Source organism: Nonomuraea africana, from assembly GCF_014873535.1.
Classification (GTDB): domain Bacteria; phylum Actinomycetota; class Actinomycetes; order Streptosporangiales; family Streptosporangiaceae; genus Nonomuraea; species Nonomuraea africana.
The window spans coordinates 1532923-1546758 of record NZ_JADBEF010000001.1 but is presented as its reverse complement, the minus strand read 5'-3'; the positions used below and the strand labels follow the sequence as shown (position 1 = coordinate 1546758).

The 13836-nt window shown below is 71.5% G+C and carries 12 protein-coding genes; 5 read left to right on the top strand and 7 right to left on the bottom strand.

Annotated elements, in window-relative coordinates:
• Positions 1–6: 6 nt before the first annotated feature.
• From H4W81_RS07035 to H4W81_RS07005, 7 genes are all read right to left on the bottom strand, one after another.
• A complete protein-coding gene (locus H4W81_RS07035) occupies positions 7–579 on the bottom strand; it encodes an NADAR family protein (RefSeq protein ID WP_192774033.1) in 573 nt (190 codons plus the stop codon).
• A 230-nt stretch (positions 580–809) separates the two neighbouring features.
• Positions 810–3791, bottom strand: a complete 2982-nt coding sequence (locus H4W81_RS07030) for a helix-turn-helix transcriptional regulator (RefSeq protein WP_192774032.1) — start codon at positions 3789–3791, stop codon at positions 810–812.
• 33 nt (positions 3792–3824) lie between these two features.
• A complete protein-coding gene (locus tag H4W81_RS07025; RefSeq protein ID WP_192774031.1) occupies positions 3825–4259 on the bottom strand; it encodes a GNAT family N-acetyltransferase in 435 nt (144 codons plus the stop codon).
• A gap of 56 nt (positions 4260–4315) precedes the next feature.
• Entirely contained in the window at positions 4316–5452 is a 1137-nt protein-coding gene (locus tag H4W81_RS07020; RefSeq protein WP_192774030.1) for an acyl-CoA dehydrogenase family protein, read from the bottom strand.
• Positions 5453–5457: 5 nt separating this feature from the next.
• Positions 5458–6363 carry a hydroxymethylglutaryl-CoA lyase gene (locus H4W81_RS07015; protein ID WP_192774029.1) on the bottom strand — a complete coding sequence of 302 codons (906 nt, stop codon included), beginning with the start codon at positions 6361–6363 and terminating at the stop codon, positions 5458–5460.
• Between the two features lie 5 nt (positions 6364–6368).
• Positions 6369–8309 (bottom strand): ATP-binding protein, encoded by a 1941-nt coding sequence (locus H4W81_RS07010; protein ID WP_192780671.1) that lies wholly within the window; start codon positions 8307–8309, stop codon positions 6369–6371.
• A 2-nt stretch (positions 8310–8311) separates the two neighbouring features.
• Complete coding sequence (locus tag H4W81_RS07005) at positions 8312–9832, bottom strand: carboxyl transferase domain-containing protein (RefSeq protein ID WP_225958494.1); 1521 nt, start codon at positions 9830–9832, stop codon at positions 8312–8314.
• Positions 9833–9870: 38 nt separating this feature from the next.
• Between H4W81_RS07005 and H4W81_RS07000 the strand changes: the two genes are divergently transcribed.
• The 5 genes from H4W81_RS07000 to H4W81_RS06980 all read left to right on the top strand — a co-directional run bounded on the left by H4W81_RS07000 (position 9871) and on the right by H4W81_RS06980 (position 13835).
• Complete coding sequence (locus H4W81_RS07000; protein ID WP_192774027.1) at positions 9871–10449, top strand: SACE_7040 family transcriptional regulator; 579 nt, start codon at positions 9871–9873, stop codon at positions 10447–10449.
• A gap of 86 nt (positions 10450–10535) precedes the next feature.
• Complete coding sequence (locus H4W81_RS06995) at positions 10536–11501, top strand: ATP-binding cassette domain-containing protein (protein WP_192774026.1); 966 nt, start codon at positions 10536–10538, stop codon at positions 11499–11501.
• Positions 11498–12355, top strand: coding sequence for an ABC transporter permease (locus H4W81_RS06990; protein ID WP_192774025.1), 858 nt, complete (start codon positions 11498–11500; stop codon positions 12353–12355). The genes H4W81_RS06995 and H4W81_RS06990 overlap by 4 nt, the downstream gene beginning before the upstream one ends.
• 80 nt (positions 12356–12435) lie before the next feature.
• A complete protein-coding gene (locus H4W81_RS06985) occupies positions 12436–13140 on the top strand; it encodes an ABC transporter ATP-binding protein (RefSeq protein WP_192774024.1) in 705 nt (234 codons plus the stop codon).
• Complete coding sequence (locus tag H4W81_RS06980; RefSeq protein WP_192774023.1) at positions 13137–13835, top strand: ABC transporter permease; 699 nt, start codon at positions 13137–13139, stop codon at positions 13833–13835. Before H4W81_RS06985 ends, H4W81_RS06980 begins: the two co-directional genes overlap by 4 nt.
• The last annotated feature ends 1 nt before the right edge of the window (position 13836 follow it).

Here is a 13836-nt window from a genome sequence, read left to right as displayed (position 1 = left end):
CCAGGCTCATGGCCTCGTCTCGAGGGACTCTCGGGCGGCCATCAGGGCGAAGCCGAGGAGGTTCAGGCCCTGCCAGGCGGACGGCGCGGCCGCCCGCTCGTCGGTCGCGGTCAGGCCGATGCCCCAGATCCGGTCCAGTGGGCTGGCCTCGACCAGGACCCTTCGTCCGGTGGCCAGGAGAAAGTGCCTGAGGTCGGCATGCTGGCTGAACTTGGCGATGGAGCCGCGCACCACGACCTCGAAGCGGTGGGCGTTCCAGATCTCCTCGTCGAAGCCCTGTACGGCACGGCCCAGCCGCTTGGCCTCTCCTGGATGGCGGGCCGCGAGGATCGCGACGGCGCTCCGGTCGTCGCCGAAGAGCCAGGCCTTGTGCGCCATCATGTAGTGCTCCGCCGAGGCGAAGACGTGCCCGCCTTCGGTGAAGGCGATCGGCCACCATTGGGACAGGCATCCGGGGCCGACGCCGCCGTCTCTCGCGGGCCTGTGGCCCCAGAAGTACAGGTAGCGCAGGGACTGGCCGGCCTGTTCCGCGGCGATCGCCTCGTCCAGGGTGCGGGGCAGGGGAAGGTGGTCGAGCACGCGCCATACCGTGCCATAGCTCGACCGGCCCGGCCAACGGGTTATCCACCTGATCGCGGAGCAGAGGGGCCTGCAGACAGAAGAGAGTCCGCGGGCCGGCGGGCAACCGGGTCAGGGAGCGTGCCGCGCCGACGCCGAACTGACCAGCACCGCCGCACCCGGCCGGTCAGGGGGCGGCGGACAGAGGGCGGGGATGGTGAGCAGGGGATGGTGAGGTAGGCGCTGGCGAGTTAGGGGGTGGCGAAGAGGTGGAGGCGGTGGGCGGTCGCGGCGGCCTCTCCGCGCGAGGAGGCCCCCAGCTTGCCGAGGATGTTCGAGACGTGGACGCTGACGGTCTTGACCGAGATGAACAGCTCCCCTGCGATCTCCCTGTTGCTCATCCCCCTGGTGACCAGCTTCAGCACCTCGAACTCGCGGGCGGTGAGCCCCAGCCTGGTCTCCTCGGCGAGCGCCTCCCCGGTGAGCGAGATGCGGGCGCGACGGGCCAGTGCGTCGATCTCGGTCAGGAGGGGGACGGCCCCGAGCCGCTCGGCCAGGGCGCGGGCCGTGGACAAGCGTTGTGCCACCGACTCGCGGACGGCGCTCGGCTGGCCCTCCGGCTCCCTGCCGCCCGGCGGTGCGAGTGCGGCCTCGGCGGCGGCGAGGAGGGCCTGGGCCCGCGCGTACGGCTGGCCGAGTTCTTCCCACGCCTGTGTCGCGGTGTCCCACGTGGCCAGGTCGTGAGCCGTCAGCGCGGCGAAGGTGAGACTCTGCGCCCGCTGGAGGTCACCTCTGATCTCGAGCTTGGCGGCGACGTCTCGGAGTTCTCGCACTACCTCCTCGAGGGTCGCGGGCTCGCCCGCGGGGCCGGGCGCGCCGGCCGTAACGGAAGAGGGGCTGGTCCGGGTGGGGAGGGTCACGGTGGTGGCGTGGAGGGCGGAGACCAGGAAGGGCCAGCCGTAGCGGGGGCTGGCCAGGCGGGGGTTGACGTGCCCGTTCCGTTCGCGCAGGGCCGCGGCGATCAGCTCCAGCGCCCGCGCGTCGTCTCCCTGGGCCAGCCGCAGCTCCAGCTCCCTGCGCAGGTTGGGCAGCAGGGTCTGATCGCGGTAGGTGCCCTGGGCCAGGATGCCGCGGCTCTCGTGGAAGAGCGCCTCGGCCCCTTCGAGGTCGCCGCGGGCCAGCAGGATGTCGAGGGAGAAGCCCATCAGGCTGGCCCGGTAGGGAGGTGGCGGCGCCAGGTCGAGGGCGTGCTCGATGACCTCGAGCGCTTCGTCCCACCGCCCGAGCGACACCAGCGGCTCGGCCAGGTTGATGGCGAGGAACGCGCCGGAGGTGCGGGACACGCCGTACTCCTCGGCCTCGGCGATGCCCCTGCGGGCGACCTCTGTGGCCGCCTCGTGGCGGCCCCAGCCCTCTAGCGTGTCGGACTCGGAGATGGCCGCCCGCATCAGCGCGGTGTAGGCCCGCGCCCCACCGGCGATCGTTCTGGCCTCGGCGTAGCCGCTGAGGTCCTGGTCGCCGACCGCGCGATGACCGCGCGACCAGGTCAGCGTGATGAGCGACTGCGCCTCGGTCTTCGCGTCGCCGATCTGGCGGGCGATGCGCAGCGCCTCCTCGGCGTGCGCCTCCTTCTCCGCCCAGACGTCGGGCGTGTTCAGCATGCGCGCCAGGGCCTCCAGGATCTTGGCGCGCAGCGCGCTGGGCGGCGAGGCGGGCACCAGGCGGGCCGCCGTGCGCAGGTCGTCGACATAGCCCGCGCGCCCGAGGTCGTACGCGGCCAGGCCGCGCCTGCGCAGCAGCCCTGCGGTGGTGATGGGGTCGCGTTCGGCGTCGACCAGCCGCAGCGCGGCCCGCGACAGGGAGATGGCCCGCTCGAACTCGCCCGCGAGGTGCGCCACGAGGATGACGGTGTCCAGCACCTCGAGGTGGTCGGTCTCGACGAGCCCGGCGGCGTCGGGCACCTGGTCCCACAGCTCCAGCACCCTGCTGAGCATCCTGAGCTGCTCGTCGAAGGCGGTGGCCCGCCTGGCGGCCGCCGCGGCCCGCCAGGCGCTGACCAGCGCGGGCCTGACGTCGTGGGCGGCGTGCCAGTGGTGGGCCAGCTCGATCGCCGCCCTGGTGGCGGGCAGCAGCAGCGGGTTGTCCTCGAGTGTCCGCGCGAAGCGGGTGTGCAGGCGGGTGCGCTCGCCGGGCAGCAGGTCGTCGTGGACGGCCTCGCGGATCAGCGCGTGGCGGAAGGAGTAGCCCTCGCCGTCGACGACCAGCACGTTTCCGGCCACGGCGGGGCGCAGCGCCCTGGACAGCGACCCTTCATCGAGCCCCGCGACGGCCGTCAGCAGCGCGTGCTCGATCCTGGCGCCGCCGGCGCTGGCCACCCGCAGCAGTTCCTGGGTCTCCTCGGGCAGCCGCTCGACGCTGGCCAGCAGCAGGTCGCGCAGCGACTCGGGGACGGCGTCGTGCCCGTCGCCGGACAGCAGCGCCTCGACGAACAGCGGGTTGCCCTCGCTGCGGGAGTAGACGTCGTCGACGTCGAACCTGCCGGGCAGCCCGCCGAGGATGCTCGTCGCCTGCTCGACCACCTCGCGGCGGCTCAGCCTGCGCAGCTCGAGACGGGTGACCCAGTCGACCCTGCCCAGCTCGGCCAGTAACGGACGGAGCGGGTGGGTGCGGTGCAGCTCGTCGGCCCGGTAGGTGACGACGATGAGCAGCGGCAGGTCGGAGCGCTGGTAGCGCACCAGGAAGGACAGCAGGTCGCGGGTGGAGCGGTCGGCCCAGTGGGCGTCCTCCACGATGAGGACGGTCTCGCGCTGCTCGGCCAGCCGTTCGAGCAGCCCGAGGACCTGCTCGAACAGGCGGGCGCGGGCCTCGGGCCCGTCACCCTCGGGCTCGCCGAACTCGGGCAGCAGGCGGCCGAGGCCGCGGGTGGAGCCGCCGGGCAGCAGCTCGGCGATCGCGTCGCGGCCGAGGTCGCGCACGAGTCTGCGGAGCACCGCGGTGAAGGGCGCGAACGGCAGGCCGTCGGTGCCGAGCTCCAGGCAACCGCCGACGAGCACCCTGGCCCCTTCGGCCCGCTCGGCGAACTCGCGGATCAGCCTGGTCTTCCCCACGCCCGCCTCGCCGCCGACCAGGACGGTGGAGGCCGCGCCGTCACGCGCGCGGCCGAGGGCTCCTTCGAGGAGGGCGAGCTCGTCGGCCCTGCCGACGAACAGGGGGCTCACCGTGTTGGTACTCACGCCCAACAGGATGCCATCAGGCACCGACGGAACTCAGCGCAGCACCTTGCGATAGAAGTTCGCCGACTCCTCGTAGCCGAGCGCCTGGTAGAACTCGGGGGCGCGCCGCGTGGCCAGGGCGACGTAGCCCGCCTGCCGTTCGCGCGCCCAGACCTCGAACTCCTCGAGCAGCGACCTGCCGATGCCCTGCCTGCGGAAACCGGACTGCACCATGGCCTCCTCCACCCACGCCACGGGTCCGTTGGCGAACAGGGTGAGGTGGACGAAGCCCAGTAGGTAGCCCTGGACGCGGCCGTCGGCCACCGCGGTGAGGATCAGCGCGTCCTTGTTCTCGAGCAGCTGCGGGAAAGCCAGGTCGAACGCCGCGCGCTCGGGCCTGAAGGTCAGCCCGAACTCCCGCGCCAGCGCGAAGATCTCATCTGCGTCGCTCGCGTCCGCCCTCCGGATCTGCGGATCGTCTGAGGTCATGACGTGGACCATAGATCGTTCCCGCACCGTCCGTCCAATCCGGGACTCCAGCATCACTACAGATCCGCCAGGCCGAGCTGCCTGGCGATCAGCATGCGCTGGACCTCGCTGGTGCCCTCGCCGATCTCGAGGATCTTGGCGTCCCGGTAGAAGCGCCCGACGGGGAACTCGTTCATGAAGCCGTAGCCGCCGAAGATCTGGGTGGCGTCGCGGGCGTTGTCCATGGCCGCGTTGGAGGAGACCAGCTTGGCGATGGCCGCCTCCTTCTTGAACGGCCTGCCGGCCAGCATGAGCGACGCCGCGTGGTAGTAGGCCAGGCGCGCGGTGTGCGCGCGCACCTCCATGTCGGCGACCTTGAACTGGATGGCCTGGTAGTGGCCGATGGGGTGGCCGAAGGCGCGCCTGTCGCGGACGTAGCGCAGCGACTCGTCCACGCAGCCCTGCGCGAGCCCGACGCTGAGCGCCGCGATCGCGATGCGGCCCTCGTCGAGGGTCTGCAGGAACTGCGCGTAGCCGCGTCCCCGCTCGCCCAGCAGGTTCGCCGCCGGCACCCGGCAGTCGGTGAAGGACAGCTCGCGGGTGTCGGAGGCGTTCCATCCGACCTTGGAGTACTTCTTCGACACGGTGAAGCCGGGCGTGCCGCTGGGCACCAGGATCGTGGAGATCTCGCGCTCACCCGTCAGGGCGGCCACCGCGACCACGCCGGTCAGCGAGGTGCCCGAGTTGGTGATGAACGCCTTGGTGCCGTTCAGCACCCACTCGTCGCCGTCGAGGACGGCCGTGGTGCGCATCCCGCCGGGGACGTCGCTGCCGCCGCCGGGCTCGGTGAGGCCGAAGGCGCCGAGCATCCGGCCCGAGGTCAGCTCGGGCAGCCAGCGCTCCTTCTGCTCGGCCGTCCCGAAGCGGTAGATCGGCATCGCGCCCAGGGACACCGCCGCCTCCAGCGTGATGGACACGCTGGAGTCGACCCGCGCCAGCTCCTCGAGGGCGAGGCAGAGGGCGAAGTAGTCGCCGCCCATGCCGCCGTACTCCTCGGGGATGGGCAGGCCGAACAGTCCCATGGCGCCCATCTGGCGGACGATGTCGTAGGGGAACTCCTCGCGCTCGTAGTAGTCGCCGATGACGGGCGCCACCACCTCGCGGGCGAAGGACTCGACGGTCTTGCGCAACTCTTCGTACTCGTCGTTGAGCATGGTTGTCACCTTTTCGAGAGGGCCTGGACGACCCGGGAGGGGCTGGGACGGCCGAGCCGTTCGGCGAGCCAGACGCTGGTGGCGACGAGCTTGCCGAGGTCGAGTCCGGTGTCGATGCCGAGCCCTCGCAGCATCCACACCAGGTCCTCGGTGGCGAGGTTGCCGGTGGCCGACTCGGCGTAGGGGCAGCCGCCGATGCCTCCCGTGGAGGCGTCGACGACGGTGACGCCCGCCCTGAGCGCGGCGAGCGTGTTGGCCAGTGCCTGGCCGTAGGTGTCGTGGAAGTGGACGGCGAGCCTGGACGGGTCGCCGAACGCCTCGACCAGCGCGGTGGCGTGGCCGGGGGTGCCCACGCCGATGGTGTCGCCGAGCGACAGCTCGTGGCAGCCGAGGTCGAGCAGCCTGGTGCCGACCCGTACGACCTGCTCGATCGGGGTCGGGCCCTCCCACGGGTCGCCGAACACCATCGAGACGTACGCGCGGACCTTCACCCCCGCCGCCAGGGCGCGGGCGATGACCGGCTCGAACATGTCGAACTGGGTCTCGAGGCTCCTGTTGAGGTTCTTGGCGGCGAAGGTCTCGGTGGCGCTGGCGAAGACCGCGACCTCGTCGACGCCGCTCTCCAGGGCCCGGTCGAGGCCCCGCTCGTTGGGCACCAGCACCGGGTAGCGGATGCCGGGCCGCCGGTCGAGCATCGCCAGCAGCTCTCCCGAGTCGGCCAGCTGCGGGACCCACTTCGGGTGCACGAAGCTGGTCGCCTCGATCACCGTGTGGCCCGCGTCGGCGAGCCTGTCGACGAACTCGGCCTTCACCTCGACGGGGACGACCGCCTTCTCGTTCTGCAGGCCGTCGCGCGGCCCCACCTCGTAGACCGTCACCCGCTCGGGCAGACCATCGATCTTGAATGGCACGCGGCTCACTCCTCCGGGTTCACGACGGCCAGGACCGCGTCCATGTCGACGGACTGCCCCGCCTTGACCGGCAGCTCGGAGACCACGCCCGCCAGGGGCGCGGTGACGGTGTGCTCCATCTTCATCGCCTCCACGATCACCAGCGGCTGTCCTTCGTTCACCTGGTCGCCCGGCGCGACCTTGACCAGCAGGACGGTGCCGGGCATCGGGCTGCGCACCACGCCGTCGCCGGAGCCGGCCGCGCCCGCCCTGTCGCCGGGGTCGCCGATCCGGTGCCTGGTCAGCGCCCACGCCTGTCCCTCGCGCCCGAGCCAGACCGTCTCCCCCTGCCTGGCCACGGTGAAGCGGAAGGCCCGGCCGCCGAGAGTGACGGCCAGCTCGTCCCCTTCGGCCACCGCCCTGGCCTCCACGACCTGAGGGGCGGCGTGCGCCGCGCCGGCGGGCAGGCGGACCTCCACGCCCGAGGCGGGCAGCCCGCGCACCCCCACCTCGTGCACGCCGTCGCGCGACTCCAGCCGCCAGGTCGTCCAGGCGCGCTCGCCCACCCGCCATCCGTCGGCGATCTCCCACGGATCCCGCGCGGGCGGCGTGGTGTGGAAGGCGAGCGCGGCGGCGGCCAGCACCTCGCCGGGCACGGGAGCGGCCAATTCGAGCGAGGGCAGCACCCTCTCCACCAGGCCGGTGTCCAGCGTGCCCGCGACGACGCCCGGCTCGGCCAGCAGCGCCCGCAGGAACGGGATGTTCGTCGTCACGCCCAGCACCGTCGTGGACGCCAGCGCCCGATCCAGCGACCGCAACGCGGCGGACCGGTCCTCGGCCCATGCGATCACCTTCGACAGCATCGGGTCGAAGTCGCTGCCGACGACCAGCCCTTCGGCCAGCGAGGAGTCGACCCTGACGGCGGACGGCTCGCGCAGCGCGAGCACCCGGCCGCCCGTGGGCAGGAAGCCGCGCGCCGGGTCCTCGGCGTAGACGCGCGCCTCGACCGCGTGGCCGCGCAGCCGTACCGACTCCTGGCCGAAGGGCAGCGGCTCGCCCGCGGCCACCCGCACCTGCAGCTCCACCAGGTCGAGCCCGGTGACCAGCTCGGTGACCGGGTGCTCGACCTGCAGCCTGGTGTTCATCTCCATGAAGTGGTAGTCGCCCGAGCGCCCGTCGACGATGAACTCGACGGTGCCCGCGCCGGTGTAGCCGACGGATCGGGCCGCCTCGACGGCCGCCGCCCCCATCGCCTGACGCGTCTCGGCGGTGACGAAGGGCGAGGGCGCCTCCTCGATGATCTTCTGGTGGCGGCGTTGGAGGCTGCACTCGCGCTCGCCCAGGTGCACGACGTTGCCGTGCGCGTCGGCGAGCACCTGGATCTCGATGTGCCTGGGGTTCTCGATGTAGCGCTCGATCAGCAGGGTGCCGTCGCCGAAGGCCGCCTCCGCCGTACGGCGGGCGGAGGCGAGCGCCTCGGGCAGCTCGGCGGCCGACCGCACCAGCACCATGCCCTTGCCGCCGCCACCGGCCGACGGCTTGATGAGCGCGGGGAAGTCGCTCCACGCGGCCAGGTCGGCGGTGCCGCCGGGCACGACCGGCACGCCCGCCGCCGCGACCGTCCGCTTGGCGCGGATCTTGTCGCCCATCGCCTCGATGGCCTCTGCCGGCGGGCCGATGAAGGCCAGCCCCTCCGCCGCGCACCTGCGGGCGAACTCGGCGTTCTCGGCCAGGAACCCGTAGCCGGGGTGGACGGCCTGCGCTCCCGACGACAGCGCCGCCGCGACCACCGCCTCCATGTCCAGATATCTCGGGACCTGGAGGGCGTGGTCGGCCAGGCGCACGTGCAGCGCGCCCGCGTCCGCCTCGACGTGGACGGCGACCGAGGCGATGCCCATGGAGCGGAGCGTGCGGATGATCCGCACGGCGATCTCGCCCCTGTTCGCGATCAGTACGGTGCTGAACATCATCACATCCGGAAGACGCCGTAGCCGATGGGGTCGAGCGGCGCGTTGGCCGCCGCCGACAGCCCGAGCCCGAGGACGGTGCGGGTGTCGATGGGGTCGATCACGCCGTCGTCCCACAGCCTGGCCGTCGAGTAGTAGGGGTTGCCCTGGTGTTCGTACTGCGCCCTGATCGCGTCGGCGTCCGCGTTGCCGACCGTGGTGAGCACGGTGGCCGCCTGCTCGCCGCCCATGACCGAGATGCGGGCGTTGGGCCACATCCACAGGAACCTGGGTGAGTACGCCCTGCCCGCCATCGCGTAGTTGCCGGCCCCGAACGACCCGCCGATCACGACGGTGAACTTCGGCACCCGCGCGCACGACACCGCGGTCACCATCTTCGCGCCGTGCTTGGCGATGCCGCCCGCCTCGTAGGCCTTGCCGACCATGAAGCCGCTGATGTTCTGCAGGAAGACCAGAGGGATCTTCCGCCGGTCGCACAGCTCGATGAAGTGCGCGCCCTTCAGCGCCGACTCGCTGAACAGGATGCCGTTGTTGGCCACGATCCCGACGGGGTGGCCGTGGATGTGGGCGAAGCCGGTGACCAGCGTGGTGCCGTACTCGGCCTTGAACTCCAGGAAGCGCGAGCCGTCGACGATGCGGCGGACGACCTCGCGGACGTCGTAGGGCGTGCGGGGGTCGGGCGGCACGATGCCGTACAGCTCCCGCGGATCGAGGTCGGGCTCCTCCGCGGCGGCGCGCTCCCAGGGGCAGGCGGGCTTCGGCGCGAGCGTCGCGACGATGTCGCGGACGATGGCGAGCGCGTGCGCGTCGTCCTCCGCCAGGTGGTCGGTGACGCCGCTGACGCGCGCGTGCAGGTCGCCGCCGCCGAGCTCCTCGGCGGTGACCTCCTCCCCCGTGGCCGCCTTCACCAGCGGGGGCCCGCCGAGGAAGATCGTGCCCTGGTCGCGCACGATGACGGCCTCGTCGCTCATCGCGGGGACGTAGGCGCCGCCCGCCGTGCAGGAGCCGAGGACCGCGGCGATCTGCGGGATGCCGCGCGCCGACATCGTGGCCTGGTTGTAGAAGATCCGCCCGAAGTGCTCGCGGTCGGGGAAGACCTCGTCCTGCTTCGGCAGGAAGGCGCCGCCCGAGTCGACCAGGTAGAGGCAGGGCAGGTGGTTCTGCAGCGCCACCTCCTGTGCCCTGAGGTGCTTCTTCACGGTCATCGGGTAGTAGGTGCCGCCCTTGACCGTGGCGTCGTTGGCCACGACCACGCACTCGCGGCCCGACACCCTGCCGACTCCCGTGATGATGCCCGCGGCGGGGGCCTGGTCGTCGTAGAGGCCGTTGGCCGCCAGCGGCGACAGCTCCAGGAAGCGGGACCCGGGGTCGAGCAGGCCGTCGACCCTGTCGCGCGGCAGCAGCTTGCCGCGCTCGACATGGCGCTGCCGGGACCGCTCGGGGCCACCCTTCGCGGCCTCGGCCAGGCGCTCACGCAGCTCGGCCGCCAGGCGCTCGTTGACCTCGGCGTTGCGCTTGAACATGCCCAGAAGGTTAATCATCATTAACCTCTGTGTCTAGAATGCGAGATGTGAGAACCCCTACCCGAAATCGCCGCACCGAGATCCTGGAGGCCGCCGCGACCCTGTTCGCCGCGCGCGGGTACCACGGGGTGTCCATCGAGGACATCGGCGGCGCGGTCGGTGTCTCGGGTCCCGCGCTCTACCGCCACTTCAGCGGCAAGGAGGCGCTGCTGACCGAGATGCTCACCGACGTGAGCACGCGCCTGCGCGAGGCGGCGGTCGCGGTGGTCACCTCCGCGGTGGATCCGTCGGAGGCGCTGGAGGCGCTGCTCGACACTCAGATCACGTTCGCGCTGGAGCAGCCCGCGCTGATCACGGTGCACGACAGGGAGTTGGGCAATGTGCCCGAGCCGCACCGGCGACAGATCAGGCGCCTGCAGCGGCTCTACGTCGAGGAGTGGGTGACCGTCCTGGCGGAGTTGCACCCCGGCTGCCCGCCGCCGCGCCTGCGGGCCGCGACGCACGCGGCGTTCGGACTGCTCAACTCGACGCCGCACAGCGCGGGTGAGCTGCCGCCCGAGGCGATGCGCGAGCTCCTGCGCGCGATGGCCCGCGCGGCTCTGTCCACGCTCAGTTAATGACCCTTAACAAAACGCCGGGCCTTGCTGTCTCCATTGTCTAGATATATCTTTGAAGTATCGATAGTCGGGGCGGCGGAGGGCGTATGAGCGCGGTCACGGTGAAGGGCCTGAAGAAGACCTACGGCAAGGTCGAGGCCGTCAAGGGCGTCGACTTCGAGGTGCGGCCCGGCGAGGTCTTCGGCTTCCTCGGCCCCAACGGCGCGGGCAAGACCACCACGATCAGCATGCTCTGCACGCTGGTCAACCCCACGGGCGGCAGCGCGAGCGTCGCGGGACACGACGTGGTCAGGGAGCGCGACCAGGTGCGGCGCAACATCGGGCTGGTCTTCCAGGACCCGACGCTCGACGGCTACCTGACCGCCGAGCAGAACCTCCGTTTCCACGCCGAGCTGTACGGCGTGCCGAAGCAACTGGTCGGCGACCGCATCAGGCAGGTCATGGAGATGGTGGCGCTCTGGGACCGCAAGGACGCCAAGGTGATGACCTTCTCCGGCGGCATGAAGCGGCGCCTGGAGATCGCGCGCGGCCTGTTGCACTCGCCCCGCGTGCTCTTCCTCGACGAGCCGACCGTCGGCCTCGACCCGCAGACCAGGTCGGCCATCTGGGGATACATCAACAAGCTGCGTCACAAGGAGGACATCACGATCTTCATGACGACGCACTACATGGACGAGGCCGAGTACTGCGACCGGATCGCGATCATCGACCACGGCGAGATCGTGGTCATCGACTCACCGGAGGCGCTGAAGGCCAGCGTCGGCAAGGACAGGGTGCAGATCCACACCGGCGACGACGCCAGGGCCATCGCGGCGCTCCAGGAGCGGTTCGGCCTCGAGGCGGCCGTCCACGAGGGCGCGGTGACGTTCGCGGTGGCCTCGGGCGAGGAGTTCGTGCCCCGCCTGTTCGCCGAGCTGGGGCTGCCCATCAAGGCGGTGAGCGTGTCGAGGCCCTCGCTCGACGATGTGTTCATGTCCTACACGGGCTCCACGATCAGGGACGCGGAGTCCGGCTCGGGCAACGAGTGGATGAAGGCGATGGCGAGGCGATGACGGCGACCGGCGTGGTGGACGTCCGGATACCCGCCTCCGGCGCGGGACACGACCTGCGGGCGGTCAAGGTGGTGCTGCACCGCGAGATGCTGCGCTTCGTCAGCGACCGCACGCGCATGCTGTCGATGCTGGTCCAGCCGGTGCTGTGGCTGTTCGTGATGGGCACCGGCCTCGGCACACTGGTGAGCGGCTCCATCCCCGGCGTCGACTTCCGCACGTTCATGTACCCCGGCATGATCTCGATGACGGTCATCATGACCGCGATGTTCTCGGCGGGCTCGATCGTGTGGGACAGGGAGTTCGGCTTCCTGCGCGAGATGCTCGTGGCGCCGGTCTCGCGCGGCGCGATCGTGGTCGGCAAGTGCCTCGGCGGGGCGGTCGTGGCCTGCGCGCAGGGCCTCATCATCCTGGCGATGGCCGGGCTGGTGGGCGTGCCGTACTCGCCGGGGCTGATGCTGACGCTGCTGGGAGAGATGTTCCTCGCGGCGTTCACGATCACCGCCTTCGGGGTCACGCTGGCCGCCCGCATGCGCAACATGCAGACCTTCTTCGGCCTGATGCAGATGGCGATCATGCCGATGATGTTCCTGTCGGGCGCGATGTTCCCGCTGGCCAACCTGCCCTCGTGGCTGCACCTGCTGACCACGGTCAACCCGCTCACCTACGCCGTCGACCCGATGCGCCAGGCGGTCTTCGCCCACCTCGACATCCCTCCGCAGGTCGACGCGGTGCTCAACCCCGGCGTCCAGTGGTACGGCTGGCAGGTGCCCGTGGCCGTCGAGCTCGGCCTGGTGGCGCTGATCGGCGCGGCCCTGCTGGGCATCGCGATCGCGCAGTTCAGGAAGGCCGAATAGCTCCCCATCGTCCGAAAGGACGATGCGGGGGCGCCGTCCAGGTCGATGCCGGGAGCCCGCCCCGCGGCGAGGCTTGCGGCATGACAGCCATACGAGTCAACGGACTACGCAGGACGTACGGACGGAACGTCGCCGTCGACGACGTGTCGTTCACCGTCGGCGCCGGGGAGACCTTAGGCGTCGTCGGGCACAACGGGGCGGGCAAGACCACCACGGTCGAGTGCCTGTCGGGCCTGCGCCGCCCCGACGCGGGATCGGTCGAGGTGCTCGGGCTCGACCCCGCGCGCCACCGCCGCGCGCTCGCCGAGCGGATCGGCGTCCAGCTCCAGGAGGCCGGGCTGCCCGACCGGCTCAAGGTCGCGGAGGCGCTCAGGCTCTTCGCGGCCTTCTACCGGCGCCCCGAGGACTGGCGGAAGGTGATGGAGCGCTGGGGGCTCGCCCCTCTGGCGCGCAAGGCCTACGGCGACCTGTCGGGCGGCCAGCGCCAGCGCCTGCAGATCGCGCTGGCCCTGGTCGGCAGGCCGGAGCTGGTGATCCTCGACGAGCTCACCACCGGGCTCGACCCCGTCGCCAGGCGCGAGACCTGGGCGCTGGTGGGCGAGCTCAAGACCGCGGGCGTCACCGTCGTGCTGGTCAGCCACTTCATGGACGAGGCCGAGGCGCTGTGCGACAGGATCGCCGTCTTCGTCAGGGGGAGGATCGCCTCGCTCGGCACCCCCGCCGAGCTCATGACCGCCACGGGGACGAGCTCCCTGGACGACGCCTACCTGGAGCTGGTCCGATGAGAGCCTTCACCCGCATGTCGGCCACCGAGCTGACCCTGCTGTCCCGCGACTCCGGCACGCTCTTCTTCATGGTGGCCTTCCCGCTGATGCTGCTGGTGCTCCACACCGGCAGCGACAGGATGGGGGTGCTCGTGCCGAGCTACCTGGCCATGATCCTGGCCATCGGCGGGATCTCCGCGCTCCCCGGCTTCGTGGTGACCTACCGCGAGCGCAAGGTTCTGCGCCGGCTGGCCACCACGCCGATCGTGCCGCTGGCCGTCCTGGCCGCCCAGGTGGTGGCGCAGCTGGTCATGGGGCTGGCGGGCGCGGCCGTCATCGTGGTCGCGGCCATGGCCGCCTTCGGGGTGGACGCTCCCGCGCATCCGGCCCCGCTGGCGCTGGCCTTCGTGCTGACCGTGCTGATGACCTGCTCGCTCGGGTTCCTGATCGCCGCCGTCGCGCGCACGGTCAGGGTGGCCGACCTCCTCGGGCTCATGGTCATGTTTCCGATGATCTTCCTCAGCGGGGCGGCGATCCCCAGGGAGGGACTGCCCGCGTCGCTGCGCGCGATCGGCGAGTACCTGCCGCTCGGCCCCGCGGTCACCGCGCTGCGCGAGGGCTGGGCGGGGACGCCCACGGCGCTTCCCCTGCTGGCGCTCACGGGGATAATCGTGGTGTCCACCGCGATTTCGGCCGCGCTGTTCCGCTGGGAGTGAG